The sequence below is a fragment of the Haloarchaeobius amylolyticus genome, assembly GCF_026616195.1.
GTDB classification, from domain to species: Archaea; Halobacteriota; Halobacteria; order Halobacteriales; family Natrialbaceae; genus Haloarchaeobius; species Haloarchaeobius amylolyticus.
In genome coordinates, this window is sequence record NZ_JANHDH010000002.1 from 676956 (window position 1) to 689530 (window position 12575).

General features: G+C 67.8%; 17 protein-coding genes. 8 read left to right on the top strand and 9 right to left on the bottom strand.

The window, feature by feature from the left end:
* Positions 1 to 36: 36 nt before the first annotated feature.
* Positions 37 to 1092, bottom strand: coding sequence for a saccharopine dehydrogenase family protein (locus NOV86_RS15775; RefSeq protein ID WP_267642572.1), 1056 nt, complete (start codon positions 1090 to 1092; stop codon positions 37 to 39).
* A gap of 92 nt (positions 1093 to 1184) precedes the next feature.
* Between NOV86_RS15775 and NOV86_RS15780 the strand changes: the two genes are divergently transcribed.
* Complete coding sequence (locus NOV86_RS15780) at positions 1185 to 1604, top strand: Rieske (2Fe-2S) protein (protein ID WP_267642573.1); 420 nt, start codon at positions 1185 to 1187, stop codon at positions 1602 to 1604.
* 21 nt (positions 1605 to 1625) lie between these two features.
* Here the strand turns inward: NOV86_RS15780 and NOV86_RS15785 are convergent, their stop codons facing one another.
* Entirely contained in the window at positions 1626 to 1916 is a 291-nt protein-coding gene (locus NOV86_RS15785; RefSeq protein WP_267642574.1) for a transcriptional regulator, read from the bottom strand.
* A gap of 248 nt (positions 1917 to 2164) precedes the next feature.
* Here NOV86_RS15785 and NOV86_RS15790 point away from each other — a divergent pair, with 248 nt between their 5' ends.
* Positions 2165 to 3133 (top strand): nucleotidyltransferase family protein, encoded by a 969-nt coding sequence (locus NOV86_RS15790; RefSeq protein WP_267642575.1) that lies wholly within the window; start codon positions 2165 to 2167, stop codon positions 3131 to 3133.
* Positions 3134 to 3147: 14 nt separating this feature from the next.
* On the opposite strand, the gene NOV86_RS15795 is transcribed toward NOV86_RS15790, so the two are convergent.
* From NOV86_RS15795 to NOV86_RS15820, 6 genes are all read right to left on the bottom strand, one after another.
* Positions 3148 to 3399 (bottom strand): hypothetical protein, encoded by a 252-nt coding sequence (locus NOV86_RS15795; protein ID WP_267642576.1) that lies wholly within the window; start codon positions 3397 to 3399, stop codon positions 3148 to 3150.
* Positions 3400 to 3490: 91 nt separating this feature from the next.
* Entirely contained in the window at positions 3491 to 4324 is an 834-nt protein-coding gene (locus NOV86_RS15800) for an aldo/keto reductase (RefSeq protein ID WP_267642577.1), read from the bottom strand.
* A gap of 90 nt (positions 4325 to 4414) precedes the next feature.
* Positions 4415 to 4993: a DUF7110 family protein gene (locus tag NOV86_RS15805; RefSeq protein WP_267642578.1), complete on the bottom strand. Its 579-nt coding sequence runs from the start codon at positions 4991 to 4993 to the stop codon at positions 4415 to 4417.
* Positions 4994 to 5112: 119 nt separating this feature from the next.
* Positions 5113 to 5454 (bottom strand): glutaredoxin family protein, encoded by a 342-nt coding sequence (locus NOV86_RS15810; RefSeq protein ID WP_267642579.1) that lies wholly within the window; start codon positions 5452 to 5454, stop codon positions 5113 to 5115.
* 57 nt (positions 5455 to 5511) lie between these two features.
* Positions 5512 to 6156: a transcriptional regulator GfcR gene (gene gfcR, locus NOV86_RS15815; protein WP_267642580.1), complete on the bottom strand. Its 645-nt coding sequence runs from the start codon at positions 6154 to 6156 to the stop codon at positions 5512 to 5514.
* Complete coding sequence (locus tag NOV86_RS15820; RefSeq protein ID WP_267642581.1) at positions 6153 to 7220, bottom strand: glucose 1-dehydrogenase; 1068 nt, start codon at positions 7218 to 7220, stop codon at positions 6153 to 6155. The genes gfcR and NOV86_RS15820 overlap by 4 nt, the downstream gene beginning before the upstream one ends.
* 199 nt (positions 7221 to 7419) lie before the next feature.
* On the opposite strand from NOV86_RS15820, the gene NOV86_RS15825 reads away from it, so the two are divergent.
* The 6 genes from NOV86_RS15825 (at position 7420) to NOV86_RS15850 (ending at position 12237) form a co-directional block, all read left to right on the top strand.
* Positions 7420 to 8664 (top strand): HAD family hydrolase, encoded by a 1245-nt coding sequence (locus NOV86_RS15825; RefSeq protein ID WP_267642582.1) that lies wholly within the window; start codon positions 7420 to 7422, stop codon positions 8662 to 8664.
* Between the two features lie 71 nt (positions 8665 to 8735).
* Positions 8736 to 9392: a TVP38/TMEM64 family protein gene (locus NOV86_RS15830; RefSeq protein ID WP_267642583.1), complete on the top strand. Its 657-nt coding sequence runs from the start codon at positions 8736 to 8738 to the stop codon at positions 9390 to 9392.
* Between the two features lie 27 nt (positions 9393 to 9419).
* On the top strand, positions 9420 to 10334 hold the full coding sequence (locus NOV86_RS15835; RefSeq protein WP_267642584.1) for a dihydrodipicolinate synthase family protein: 915 nt from the start codon (positions 9420 to 9422) through the stop codon (positions 10332 to 10334).
* Between the two features lie 395 nt (positions 10335 to 10729).
* The gene (locus tag NOV86_RS15840) at positions 10730 to 11452 is read left to right on the top strand and encodes a hypothetical protein (protein ID WP_267642585.1); all 723 of its coding nucleotides are present in this window, start codon (positions 10730 to 10732) and stop codon (positions 11450 to 11452) included.
* 66 nt (positions 11453 to 11518) lie between these two features.
* Positions 11519 to 11710: a DUF7333 family protein gene (locus NOV86_RS15845; RefSeq protein ID WP_267642586.1), complete on the top strand. Its 192-nt coding sequence runs from the start codon at positions 11519 to 11521 to the stop codon at positions 11708 to 11710.
* Between the two features lie 119 nt (positions 11711 to 11829).
* Complete coding sequence (locus NOV86_RS15850) at positions 11830 to 12237, top strand: hypothetical protein (protein WP_267642587.1); 408 nt, start codon at positions 11830 to 11832, stop codon at positions 12235 to 12237.
* 10 nt (positions 12238 to 12247) lie between these two features.
* Here NOV86_RS15850 and NOV86_RS15855 read toward each other — a convergent pair whose 3' ends face one another.
* Positions 12248 to 12568 (bottom strand): transcription factor S, encoded by a 321-nt coding sequence (locus NOV86_RS15855; protein WP_267642588.1) that lies wholly within the window; start codon positions 12566 to 12568, stop codon positions 12248 to 12250.
* Positions 12569 to 12575: the final 7 nt, after the last annotated feature.

Consider the following 12575-nt stretch of genomic DNA (forward strand, 5'->3'; position numbering starts at 1 on the left):
GCCGACGCTGGCCGCGGCTTCCTATGTGAATCCTCGTCAGGTCCCGCCGACGTCGACCCGCTCGACCCCGTCGATCTCGAGGACGAGGTCCCTCCCGTAGGCCGTCGAGGGGGTCTGGTAGCCGGTCTCGACGTCCCCGTCGAGGGCGCGCTTCGCGGTGAGCAGCGCCGTGTCGCGGGTCAGCGCGTAGCCGTTCGGAGTCTCCAGTCGCGAGACGACCGTCTTCTGGCCGTCGGTCGCCTCGCCCCAGATCTCGCCGCGGCCCTCGCGGAGCTGTTCCTCGTCGGGGCCCTCGACGCGTCGGTCGACGAGCCACTTCAGCAGTTTCTGGGCGGGGCCGGCCCCGAGCAGAGGGGAGAGCTTCCGGAGCTTCCGGAGGCGGCCGATGGTCTTCGGGTGCGTCTCGGAGTACACCTGGATGTTGGGGATGCCGGTCGAGTGGTAGGCGGTCACCACGTCGCCCCAGGGGATGGTCATCGCGCTGCGCTCGCCGTAGCTGAACTCTATCTCGCGGTCGTCGTGGGCCTGCGGGACGTGGACGATCTCGCCGTCCTCCCTGACGACGCCGCCCTCGGCGATGTTCTCGACCATCGTCATCGCGGTCCCGCGGGACATCCCGCCGAGGCCACCGAGTGCCAGCGTGAGGTCGGTCGCGCTCGGCAGGCGGTCGTGGAGGTGCGCCGCGAGGCAGTCCGAGGGGACGACGTCGAAGCCGACGCCGGGGAGGAGCATGACGCCCGCGGCGTCGGCGTCCTCGTCGCGCGCGGCGATGTTCTGGAACACCTGCCACTCGCCGGTGATGTCGAGGTAGTGCGTCCCGGTCTGGATGCAGCCCTCGACGATGGGGTCGGCGGTGTGGGCGAAGGGGCCGGCGCAGTTCAGGACGACCTCGACGCCTTCGAGGTAGTCCGCGACGGTCCGGGGGTTCGTCGCCTCGAAGACGCGCGAGCGACAGCCGAGTTCCTCGGCCTGGTCGTGGACCTTCTCGGCGGTCCGACCAGCGAGGATGGGGTCGAGGCCGTCGACGGTGGCCTGCTGGGCGACGAGTCGGCCGGTGTAGCCGTAGGAGCCGTAGATGAGCAGGTCGGGCATAGGTGACACGCCTCACGCCGGGGACAAAAGCCTGCGTGAACCCGATGCCACGACCGGTGCGTTCAAACCGGTCCACGCGTAACGGCCACTGCATGGATGCGGACAGTCGCGTGACGACGGTCGAGGCGGTCCCGGAGGACGGGACCTTCCTGTTCACGGTGATGGAGGGGTTCGACGAGCGCGAGGTCGTCCTCACCAGACTCGGCGACGGTTCGGTACAGGCGTTCCTGAACTACTGTCAGCACTGGACCGACGTGCGCCTCGACAAGGGCTCTGGCGGCACGGTCCGGGACGACGAACTGGTGTGTACGAGACACGCCGCCACCTTCCGCAAGGACGACGGGGTCTGCACCCACGGCCCCTGCGAGGGCGCGGTGCTGGAGCCGGTCGACGTGACGGTCGAGGACGGCGACGTCTACCTCACGGACGACGACTACCGGTTCGACCACGTGGGCAAGGCGAGCGACATCGACCTCTCCTCGGGCGGTCGTATCGGCTTCGACGGGCCCTGAGGCGGCCGGTCGCCACGGTCGTCACTCGACGACGAACGCCGGCTCCTCAAGCGATTCGCTCTTGCACTCGGGACAGCGCGAGGGCCGGTTCAGGAGGTCGTCGAAGTCGGTGAACCCGCACTCCCGACACTCCGGCGGCGCCACGAGCAGTTGCTCGTCGGTGTTCTCGAGCGACTGCGAGATGTGCTCGACGTGGCGGAGCGCGGTGCCGGCTGTCACGTCGAACTCCGTGGCGAGCGCACTCGGCGTGAGCGCGCCCTCGCGGAGTCTGTCGGTGATGCGCTGGCGGGTGGTCTCGTCGGCCTGGCGCATGGGCGTGAGTCGGACCCACGCAGGTAAATCTCTTGTTCCCACCGACCCCCGGGACCTACGTCGACCCGGTGATACACCCGGCGTGAGGGAGGTCTGGTGCCGATGGGGCGGCGGCCAGATATCGACAGATCTGGGCGCGAGCGTGGGGGAGCGTCTCGAATTCGGCGCCGGCCGGGCGGCCGGGACACCCCGAAACTGGCCGACATGAAAGACAAAGACCTTAATGACGGCTGCAGAACGCGCGAGTAATGAAAGCCGTCGTTCTCGCTGGCGGGTACGCGACCCGACTGTGGCCCATCACGAAACACCGACCCAAGATGTTCCTCCCCGTCGGTGACTCGACCGTCATCGACCAGATATTCGCCGAACTGGAGGACGACGACCGCATCGACGAGGTGTTCGTGAGCACGAACGAGAAGTTCGCGCCCGAGTTCGAAGAGCACCTCGCGACGACCGACTTCGAGAAGCCGACCCTCTCGATCGAGGACACCTCCGAGGAGGACGAGAAGTTCGGCGTCATCGGCGCGCTCGCCCAGCTCGTCGACCGCGAGGGTGTCGACGAGGACCTCCTCGTCATCGCTGGCGACAATCTCATCAGTTTCGACGTCTCCGAGTTCGTCGACTTCTTCGAGGCGAAGGACTCGCCGTGCATCGCCGCCTACGACGTGGGCTCGAAGGAACTCGCGAAGTCCTACGGCCTCGTCGACCTCGAGGGCGAGCGCATCGTCGACTTCCAGGAGAAGCCCGAGGACCCCAAGAGCACGCTGGTCTCCATCGCCTGCTACGCCTTCACCCGCGACACCGTCGGCCTGCTGGAGGAGTACCTCCAGGGCGACAACAACCCCGACGAACCCGGCTGGTTCATCCAGTGGCTCCAGAACCGCGAGTCGACCTACGCGTTCACCTTCGAGGGCGCGTGGTTCGACATCGGCACGCCGGACTCCTACCTCGACGCGGTCGCGTGGTACCTCGGCGGGGAGAACTACGTCGCCGAGTCGGCCGAACTCCACGACACGACCCTCGGCGAGAACGTCCACGTGATGGCCGGCGCGGAGATCGCCGACAGCCACATCGACGGGTCGGTCATCTTCCCGAACGCGACCATCGAGGACTCGGACATCCGCGACTCCATCATCGACGAGAACACGCACCTCGACAACCTCGACCTCGCGGGCGCGCTCATCGGCGCGCACACCCAGATCACGAACGGCCACTGAGGTCGTCTCTCCGGTCACTCCCCGCGGTCGCGCTCCCAGTCCGGCGGCGGGTTCTGCAACTGCGCGCTCTCCTTCGCGACGATGCGCAGGTAGATGGCCAGGACGCTCCCGAGGATGACCACGCCCGCGACCAGCAGGTACACGACGAGCGTTCCCGTCTCGTTCAGCGCCAGCGTCGAGAGCAGCGCCAGCAGCAACAGTCCGAGCCCGGCGATGACCGCGATGGCCTTGCGGAACGAGAGGAGGTGGCCGATGAGGTCGCTCATACGAGGGTGGAGCGCGTGGGGGAAATTCACTGTTCGGGTCGCGGGCGAGTCTCGCGCCAGTGGCGCGAGGCCGTGGGCAGCGACTCGGGCGCTACCAGGGCGCGAAGTCGGGGTCGACCACGCGTTCCTCGCGGTCGATGCTGTCGATGGCCTGGACGTCCTCGTCGTCGAGCTCGAGCGCGACGGACGCGAGGTTGTCGCGGATGTGGGCCTCGCCGGTCGCCTTCGGGATGGCGGTGACGCCCTTCTCGCGGAGCCACGCGAGGCTGACCTGCGCCTCGGAGACGCCGTGCTTCTCCGCGACCTGCTGGATCTGGGGCACGTCGAAGACCTCGCCGCGGGCCAGCGGCGAGTAGGCGACGAGGTTCAGGTCGTTGTCGTCGGCGTACTCGCGCAGGGTATCCTGCGGGAGCAGCGGGTGGCACTCGACCTGGTTGGCGAAGACGGGCGCGTCGAGCAGGTCGCGCGCCTCGTCGAGGTGGCGGGGTTCGAAGTTCGAGACGCCGACGTGGCGGACGAGCCCCTCGTCGTACAGCTCGTCGAACGCGGCGAGGGTCTCGGGCGCGTCGTAGGTCCGCGACGGCCAGTGGACGTACAGCAGGTCCACGTAGTCGACGCCGAGACGGTCGAGGCTCTCGCGCGCGGTCTCGATGACGTCGTCGTGTTCGAGGTTGCTGATCCAGACCTTCGTCGCGAGGAAGACGTCCTCGCGGTCGACGTCGGCCTGGGCGATGCCCTCGCCGACGTACTCCTCGTTCTCGTAGGCCTGTGCGGTGTCGATGTGGCGGTAGCCCATCTCCAGGGCGGTCGCCACGCTCTCGGCACACTGGTCGGGGTCCGTGTTCTGCCAGGTCCCGAGTCCGAGCATCGGCATGTCTTCTGCGAGCGGCACGCTGTCTGCTGTCACCTGCGGCTGGTCGGACATACTGGCAGACGCTACTCTCGGGACGGAGAAGTGGGTTGGGGATGCGGCGAACCAGCCAGCCAGACCCGGCGGTCCGGTTTGCCGTCAGAATCAGCTGATGAACTTGTTGTCGCGCCAGTTCACGCCGTTGTTCGCCGCCTTGCTCTCGTTGCGCCCCTCGACGACCTCGATGGTCGCCGGGCGGTCCTCGCCGTCGACGATGCGCGTCGCCTCGAGTTCCCCGTCGACGCCCGTGATGGCCGTCAACGTCCCTTTCTCGGCCTCGCGCGCGATGTCACAGAGGACCTGGAACATCTCGTACTGGAGCAGGGAGTTCTGGAGCACCGTCTCGCGGTCGCCCTTGAACGCGGCGAACTCGACGAGCTCGGAGGGGATCTCCTCTTCTTCCTCCTCGCCCCACCGCGGCCCACGACGCTCGTCGGGGTCCTCCTCGTACACGCGGTTCTCGGTGACGCTGGCCTTCAGTTGCGCCGTCGGCGTGTACTTGCTCAGGCTGTTGTCGGACGCGATTGCCTTGAGAATAAGGGTGTTGTTTCGTCGGGTGAGGTCGACGGATTCGATACCGTCGGGCATTTCTGGGTCGCTGTTCAGGAAGTCCCGAACTGTCTCGAGCGGCAGTTCCAGTGTGGAATGCAACCGGAATACTTGGCCGGAGTTTTCTGCTGACATAGTGAAGGGGGTATCACGGCGCCGTCGAATAGCCAACCGCTTGCCTCTACATAGGGGCGTAGAGTTTAAATGACCTGCTGTTTATTTCAACCGGGAATCCAGAAAACTGCGGCTTCCCGTCAGGCGTTCAGCGTTTCGTCGAGTTCGCCCCGTTCGTCCAGTTCGGCGAGCACGTCGCTCCCACCCACGAACTCCCCGTTCACGAAGGTCTGGGGGATCGTCTCCCAGCCGGAGTGTTCGGAGAGCGCGGTCCGGAACTCCTCGAGCGATTCGAGGACGTCCACCGTCTCGTAGTCGTCCCGGTACTGGCGGATGAGCCCGAGCGCGCGGTCGGAGTAGCCACACTGGGGCATGATCTCCGTGCCCTTCATGAACAGTACGACCTCGTTGTTCTCGATGGTCTCGCGCACCAGCTCGTCGACGTCCTCCTGCGGGAGGCTCTCGTTGGGGTCGAACGTCATACAGCCGGATAAGCAACCACCGCGGAAAGAAGTTGCGTCGGCGGCTTCCAGGCCGACCTAGTCGTCGCTGCCGACGGTGATGACCTGCAACAGCGAGTAGACCGGGACGCCCTCGATCTCGTCGAGGCCCTGCTTGTCCACGAGGACGCAGGCGGCGACCGGGTTGCCGCCCTGCTCGCGGATGGCCTCGATGGTCTCGGTCATCGTCGTCCCGCTGGTGATGGTGTCGTCGACCACGTAGCAGTCGCGGCCGCGGATCTGGGCGAAGTTGCGCGAGAACGACCCACCGAGGTCCTCGAGGTCGCCCTCGTTCCACTGGTGCTTGCGCGGCGCGTAGGACGCGAGGTCGGTGTCGAGGTCGCGCGCGATGTGGGTGGCGATGGGCGCCCCGGCCTTCTCGATGCCGATGGTGAGGTCGACCGCATCGCCCTGCTTGACGAGGAGGTCGGCCATCGCGGAGGTGACGGCTTCGAGCCGGTAGCTGTCGCGGCCGATGGCGGACCAGTCGACGTGGATGTCGTGGGGACCGCCCGTCGGGGCCGGTTCGCTGGTCTCCGACTGGGTCGCGGCACTGCCCGACCGCTCGACCAGCCAGGAGGCGGTCTCGCGCGAGACGTTCAGTTCGTCCGCGATCTCGCCCTTGGACAGGCCACGGTCTGCGAGCTCGGCGGCACTCTCGATGAGGTCGTCGACGTTCTTCATATAGCGTCGAATTCGATGGCCGTTTTTATAGTGCTGTCGTCGTCCGCAAAGGCAGCGTCGAGGTCGTCCAGTCCGTACACGCCGGTGACGAGTTCGTCGAAGAACCACCCGGGGAGGTCCTGCAGCCGGTCGACGGCGGCCTCGAAGTGGCCGACGTGGGAGTTGACGCTCCCGACCAGCGCCTTGTTGTGGAGGACGAACTCGCGGTGGAGGCGGCCGCCGTCGACCTCGAACTCCCAGTCGGTCGGGACGCCCAGCAGGGCGCCGACGCCGTTGGGCGCGAGCGACTCGATGGTCTCGAACGCGTGGGGCGCGTAGCCGGTCGCCTCGTAGACGAAGTCCATGGGCTCGTGGGCGGCCGGGACCTCCGAGACCGGCGTCTCCCGCGAGTCGACGTAGGTACAGCCGAGTTCCTCGATGATGTCGATGGTGGGGTCGGGGCGGTCGCGTCGACCGAGACAGTAGTTGCGCTCGAAGGTGTCGCTCGTCTCGAGCATCGCGAGGGTGAGCAGGCCGAGGCTTCCGTTCCCGAGGACCATCGCGGACTCGGGCCGCCAGTCGAACGCGGACCGCGAGGCGAAGGCGTGCTCGAACGCCTTCTCGGAGATGCTGATGGGTTCGACGAGGAACCCGAGGGGAGCCAGCTCGCGCGGCAGGGAGACGAGGCACTCCGCCGGGCTCGTGAAGTACTCGCTCATGAAGCCGTGTGCGCCGACGATGCCGCGCTCGAAGTACTGCCCGTCGGGCGCCATGTCGGGTTCGCCGCGCTCGAAGTACTCGTTCGTCCCGTTGGGTGCGCGCCGGACCGTCGGCACGACCACGTCCCCCACCGAGAGGTCGGTGCCGTTCGGGTCCTCGACGACGCCGACGGCCTCGTGCCCGATGACGAGGTGGTCGTCGTCGGCCGGAAAGCCCCCGTGGCCCCCGTTGAGTACCTCGTGGTCGGTCCCGTCGATCCCGACCCGGAGCGTCCGGACGAGGGCCTCCCCCGGGCCCGGTTCAGGCCGTGGTTTCTCCATCACGACGGGTTCGGTCTCGCCCCGTCGAACTGCGACTGCTTGCATACGTACTGGATGAACCCGCACCGACAAAAGATTTATTCTCTCCCGAGTAAACATCTGAAGTGACGGTGGATGCCACCTGACTCGCCACTCGGCAGGTACCCCCCCAGCATCCCCTCGGCCCCTGCACAGCAGGTGACTGCAGCCACATCCGTGCCAGCATCCACCGTTTTATCCGTGCCCTTCGAACGCTTCTGATACCATGGAACGATACGACCTGCTCTACCAGCTGTACGACGACTTCGACACCGCGACCCTGCGTGACTACCAGGAGTTCGTCGACGTGTTCCCACCGGTGGATTCGCGCGTCGCGCTCTCGCACTGGCAGGACGCGAGCGACGAACTCGCCGACCGCAAGTCCGAGATCCGCGAGGCGTTCGCGGCGGGCGAGACCTTCGCCGAGGTCGCCGCGCACGCGACCCGCGACCAGGCGTTCACCGCGCTCGACCTCTACTCGAAGTACGAGCGCGCCGTGAACGTCCTCGTGCTCGACGTGGACGAGACGCTGCGCTCGGCCGGGAACACCGACAACGAGATCCCCCGGGAGACGCTGCACCTGCTGACCGAGTTCCACGAGGACGGCGTCCCCATCGTCATCTGCACGGGCCAGACCCTGGAGAACGTCAAGGGATTCATGATCCAGGGCCTCGGGAGCGAGGTCGTCCACTCCGGCGACCTCAGCATCGTCTACGAGGCGGGTAACGGCGTGTTCACGCCGGGGCACGGCGCGGACACGAAGCAACTCCTGTACGAGGACCTCGACGACTCGGTCCGGAACGTGTTCGACGACGTGCGCGCCCGCGTGCTCACGGACGCCCCCGAGAGCATCCGCCACGGCTGTCACCTGCAGGGGAACGAGTTCAACGTCACGCTCAAGCCGAACTTCGAGACCGGGAGCAAGCGCGCCCGCGAGATCATCGACGAGGCGCTGGTCTACCAGCTCGACCTCGTCGGCGAGGCCGTCGCCCGCGCGACCGACACCGACCCCGAGGCGGCCGCCGACTGGTCGCGCCGGTACTACGCCGAGTCCGACCCGGAGATCCGCGGCGTGCTCGAACGCGAGGGCGGCTTCCCCGACGTGGACCTCGACGCGATGCCCGAGGCGGTCGAGGACACCTTCGAGCGCATCGACGTGGCCTACTACGAGGCCGACGCCGCCGAGGTCACCAGCCTCGAGCTCGACAAGGTCGCCGGCGTCGAGGCCGCCCTCGACGTGCTCGGCGTCGAGGACCCCTTCGCGCTCGTGATGGGCGACTCGAAGTCCGACCTGCGGGTGATGCGCTGGGCCGCCGAGACCGACTCCGGCATCGGCGCGGCGCCGGAACACGCCTCGAGCGACGTGCTCGACTTCGTGCTCTCGACCGACGAACTCGTCTTCGACCGCGGCAAGAGCGCCGAGATGCTGCGGACGGTGTACGCGCTGAACCGGCTGGCCGGGCTGTCGTAACTCCCCCGGGCGATTCGCTCTCCTCGCCGTCTCGCAACCGTCAAGTGCGTCCTGCCCTTCGATTCGGGGAGATGCAGGCGTCTCGCAAGACGGCCCTCGTCCTCCTCGCGCTGGTGAGCGCCGCGCTCGTCGGCCGTCTGGTCCTGACCGGGGACGTCTCCGGGCTGGTCGCGGCCGTCGAGAACGACTACGTCTTCCTCCTCGCGCTGGTCGTCGCCTACGTCATCAGGCCCTTCCTCGCCCTGCCAGTGAGCCTGTTCTCGCTGATAATCATCTTCCGGTTCGGCTGGCTCGGCTTCCCCATCGCCATCGTCGGGACCGTCTTCACGTCCCTGCCGCCGTACCTGCTCGCGCGGCGGTACGAGGGCGACTCGGCCATCCTCGGCCGGTTCCGCGACTTCGGGAGCGACGCCTTCGCGGCGACGGGCGACCTCCGCGGCATCATCGCCATCCGGCTCACCCCCACGCCCGCGGACGTGGTCTCCTACGGGGCGGGCCTCTCGAAGGTCCCGGTGGGCGCGTTCGCGCTCGGGACGGCCATCGGCATCACCCCGTGGGTGCTCATGTACATGGTCATCGCGCAGTCCGCGCGCGCCGCCACCGGGGTCGCGAACATCGACCTGCGGCTGCTGGCCGCCTTCGCGGTCCTCGGCGTCCTGCTCGTGGCGCGACCGCTCGCGAAGGCCGTCCGTCGGTGGCAGCGCCGTCGCGAGCACAGCAACAATTAACTCGGTTCCGTGTAATTTGTTCACCACATGGTCAGCCACGCACCCACACCCGGCAGCGACGACCCCCTCGACATCCACGGCGTCGTCCCGCCGACAATCACGGTCTTCGACGAGGACGAATCGGTCGACTACGAGCAGACCGCGGCCCACGCCGAGTACGTCGTCGACCGCGGCGCCCACGGCGTCTTCCCGCTCGGGACCAACGGCGAGTTCCCGATGCTCGACGGCCGAGAGCGCGACGAGGTCGTCGCCGCGGTCGTCGAGGCGGTCGGCGACGAGGTCCCCGTCATCGCCGGCGTCGGCGCTCCGAGCACCCACAAGACGGTCGAGCGCGCCGAGGCCGCCGAGGCCGCCGGCGCCGACGGCCTCGTCGTCGTCACGCCGTACTACTTCCCCCTCGACCACGACGCTGCGCTCCGGCACTACCGCCGCGTCTGCGAGGCGACCGACCTCCCGGTGTACGTCTACCACATCCCCTCGAAGACCGGGAACAGCCTCTCGCTCGACACCCTCGACGAGCTCGCCCGGATCGACAACCTCGCCGGCCTCAAGGACTCCAGCAAGGACGTCCCGTGGCTCGGCCAGGCCATCGACGCCCACCCCGACCTCACCTTCCTCGCCGGCTCGGACTCCCTGCTGTTCCCCGGCCTCGAGGTCGGCTGTACCGGCATGGTCTCCGCGGTCGCGAACGTCTTCCCGGAGGTCGTCGTCGACCTCTACGAGGCCTACGACGAGGGCGACGAAGAGCGCGCCCGCGAACTCCAGAGCCAGGTGTACGACATCCGCTCCGCCCTCAAGCGCGGCCCGTACATGGCCGGCGTGAAGACCGCGCTCTCCCTGCGCGGCTTCGACGCGGGCGACCTGCGCGACCCCCTCACCACGATGGACGAGGAAGACACCGCCGCGCTCGAAGCGGACCTCGAGGACCTCGGCCTGCTGTAGTCGCGGACGGTCGTCCCTCGCCCTGGTTCCCGTTTTTCCCTCTGGCGCGCGCCGACGAGCGTGCTGAGCACGAGGCGACTTGGTCGCCTCGCAATGCGAAGCCGCGAGTCGGTGCTGCGCGAGGGATGCGGAGCGCAATAGAGCGGAACGCAGTGAAGCGGAATGAGCACCGCAATCGGCTGGGGAGGGTGTGGTGCGGAGCGGTGCGGAGCGGTGCGGTGCGGTGCGGGTTTTCACCGCCATCGGCGCGAGTTCGATGCTCGTCGTCACCAGCAACCGGCTCGGGAAGCACCGACACGATGCCCGGGACCGCCTGAACCCAGACCAGTCAGTTCACGGATCAGAATTGCGCGAGGCCGAAAGCGTAAACAGCGGCCGCACGCACCTCACACGCAATGGCAGGTGTCGTCGCCGGGCTCAGAGTCGACCTGAAGCGCCTCCACGAGACGTGGATGGAGATCGTCTTCCCGCGCCAGCGGAACGCGGACCGGTCGGTGCTCGGCAAGTGGAAACCACAGACGGCCAGTGGCAAGGCCGCGTACCGGTTCTGGGGCGCTATCGGCGCGCTCATCGTCGCGCTGCTGTACCCCTTCGCGCTGGCCGGGACCATCGTCCGCTGGGCCGCGTACAACTTCGACGACCTCGGGGAGTACCTCGGCGTCCTCGGGACGGTCCTCATCGTCGCGGTGCTCTGGGGTGCGCTCTCGGCGCTCGCCCGGTTCCAGTTCTCGTTCGCGGGCTTCCTCGCGGTGGTCGTCGCGGCCGCCGTGGCGACCATCGCGGCCGGACTCGCGGTCGCCACGTCGCGGGTCGGCGGGCGGCTCACCTCGATACTGGTGGCCTACCCGCTGGGGATGACCGCGGTGTTCCTCCCGCCGGTCGTCGCGGCGTTCTACTCGCCCGCGCTGGGGCAGGTCGTCTTCACCGAGAGCGAGTCCATCGCCATCTGGTTCCTCGACAACGTGCTCGCGGTCGGTGACATCAACGAGTACCTCCGGACCCAGTACGACCTCACGGGCATCGCGTACGTCCTGATGTGGCTGGGCGTGGCGGTCCCGCTGGGGTGGATACTCGGCGTGCTGGTGTCGCTGGCGGAGTTGGCGCGGCCGACCGAGTGACCGACCTTCCGGCGAGCCGAGAGGCCCTCCGCTGCGATTATCTTCTTCCAGTTCCCACGTACCCGCATGGAATTCGACCTGCAGAAGACCGCGGTGGTGTTCCTCGCGCTCATCGCGCTGGGGACCCTCGCGCTCGTCGCCGCACCGATGATGACCACGCAGACCGTCCTGATGATGGTCACGCCGTCGATGCTCGTCTTCGGGCTCGTCTGTCTCCTCATCGGCGTGAAGCACGGCGAGTGGCGCGCGACGCACTGAGGCCGCGCCAGAAGCGCGACGACGAGAACCGTCGCCCGTGGCGCGACGCGAGTTGAATCGTCGCCCGTGGCGCGACGCGACACGAAAACTCCTTTCCGCCGACACGACGACCCACACCCATGAGCAACTCCGCCGGTTCACCCCTCGCCGACCTCGACCCCGTACTCCTCGGCCGCGGCGCGGCCGCCCTCGCGGGCGTTCTCGGCCTCGTCTTCCTCGCGAGCCCACTGTTCCTGTTGACCACGGCCGCGGCCGACCCGGAGGTGGCCGAGGTCGCACTCATCATCCAGTCGACCGCGGTCGCGTTCGGACTGACGCTCGTGGCCGTCGCGTGGGTCGACCGGCACGGCCAGAGCATCCTCGCCGCGGCGGGTCCGGCCGGCCTCGCGGTCGTGTTGCTGGTGACGGGGCCGGTGCTGGGCTACGCCTTCGGCGTGTTCAGCTGGGCGGGGCTGTTGCTGGCGTCGGTGTTCGTCGCCGGGATTCCCGGCATCTGGAAGGCGTATCAGGCGCAGCGAACCGCCTGAGTCGAGAGAGTCAGTGGTCGTCTTCGCGCCACTTGTGCTCGCACTCGGTGCAGATGAAGAAGCGCGTCTCGGACTCGTCCGCGGAGCGGATCTGTTGCATGTACCAGTACGCCTGGTCGTTGTCACACTTCGGGCAGTGGGCCTGGGTCTTCGCGAGTCCCTTGTCCTCGGCGTCGCTCACGTCGACGATCTCGGACTCCTCCTGGGACTCGGTGGTGACCATCGCCGCCTCGGCGACGGCGTCACGGGCCTTCTCGTAGCCACAGCTCCCGCAGACCCAGTGGTCGTCCTGGGTCTTCATCATGGAACCGCATTCGTCACAGAACTCCATTGATACC

What these genes read in the sequence shown, in the direction of transcription:
- NOV86_RS15800 (WP_267642577.1), bottom strand. Translation starts at nt 4,324, where the DNA reads ATGTCCGACCAGCCGCAGGTGACAGCAGACAGCGTGCCGCTCGCAGAA.
- NOV86_RS15780 (WP_267642573.1), top strand. Translation starts at nt 1,185, where the DNA reads ATGGATGCGGACAGTCGCGTGACGACGGTCGAGGCGGTCCCGGAGGAC.
- NOV86_RS15830 (WP_267642583.1), top strand. Translation starts at nt 8,736, where the DNA reads ATGCAGGCGTCTCGCAAGACGGCCCTCGTCCTCCTCGCGCTGGTGAGC.
- gfcR (WP_267642580.1), bottom strand. Translation starts at nt 6,156, where the DNA reads ATGAAGAACGTCGACGACCTCATCGAGAGTGCCGCCGAGCTCGCAGAC.
- NOV86_RS15790 (WP_267642575.1), top strand. Translation starts at nt 2,165, where the DNA reads ATGAAAGCCGTCGTTCTCGCTGGCGGGTACGCGACCCGACTGTGGCCC.
- NOV86_RS15775 (WP_267642572.1), bottom strand. Translation starts at nt 1,092, where the DNA reads ATGCCCGACCTGCTCATCTACGGCTCCTACGGCTACACCGGCCGACTC.
- NOV86_RS15785 (WP_267642574.1), bottom strand. Translation starts at nt 1,916, where the DNA reads ATGCGCCAGGCCGACGAGACCACCCGCCAGCGCATCACCGACAGACTC.
- NOV86_RS15845 (WP_267642586.1), top strand. Translation starts at nt 11,519, where the DNA reads ATGGAATTCGACCTGCAGAAGACCGCGGTGGTGTTCCTCGCGCTCATC.
- NOV86_RS15835 (WP_267642584.1), top strand. Translation starts at nt 9,420, where the DNA reads ATGGTCAGCCACGCACCCACACCCGGCAGCGACGACCCCCTCGACATC.
- NOV86_RS15850 (WP_267642587.1), top strand. Translation starts at nt 11,830, where the DNA reads ATGAGCAACTCCGCCGGTTCACCCCTCGCCGACCTCGACCCCGTACTC.
- NOV86_RS15820 (WP_267642581.1), bottom strand. Translation starts at nt 7,220, where the DNA reads ATGCAAGCAGTCGCAGTTCGACGGGGCGAGACCGAACCCGTCGTGATG.
- NOV86_RS15810 (WP_267642579.1), bottom strand. Translation starts at nt 5,454, where the DNA reads ATGACGTTCGACCCCAACGAGAGCCTCCCGCAGGAGGACGTCGACGAG.
- NOV86_RS15855 (WP_267642588.1), bottom strand. Translation starts at nt 12,568, where the DNA reads ATGGAGTTCTGTGACGAATGCGGTTCCATGATGAAGACCCAGGACGAC.
- NOV86_RS15795 (WP_267642576.1), bottom strand. Translation starts at nt 3,399, where the DNA reads ATGAGCGACCTCATCGGCCACCTCCTCTCGTTCCGCAAGGCCATCGCG.
- NOV86_RS15805 (WP_267642578.1), bottom strand. Translation starts at nt 4,993, where the DNA reads ATGTCAGCAGAAAACTCCGGCCAAGTATTCCGGTTGCATTCCACACTG.
- NOV86_RS15840 (WP_267642585.1), top strand. Translation starts at nt 10,730, where the DNA reads ATGGCAGGTGTCGTCGCCGGGCTCAGAGTCGACCTGAAGCGCCTCCAC.
- NOV86_RS15825 (WP_267642582.1), top strand. Translation starts at nt 7,420, where the DNA reads ATGGAACGATACGACCTGCTCTACCAGCTGTACGACGACTTCGACACC.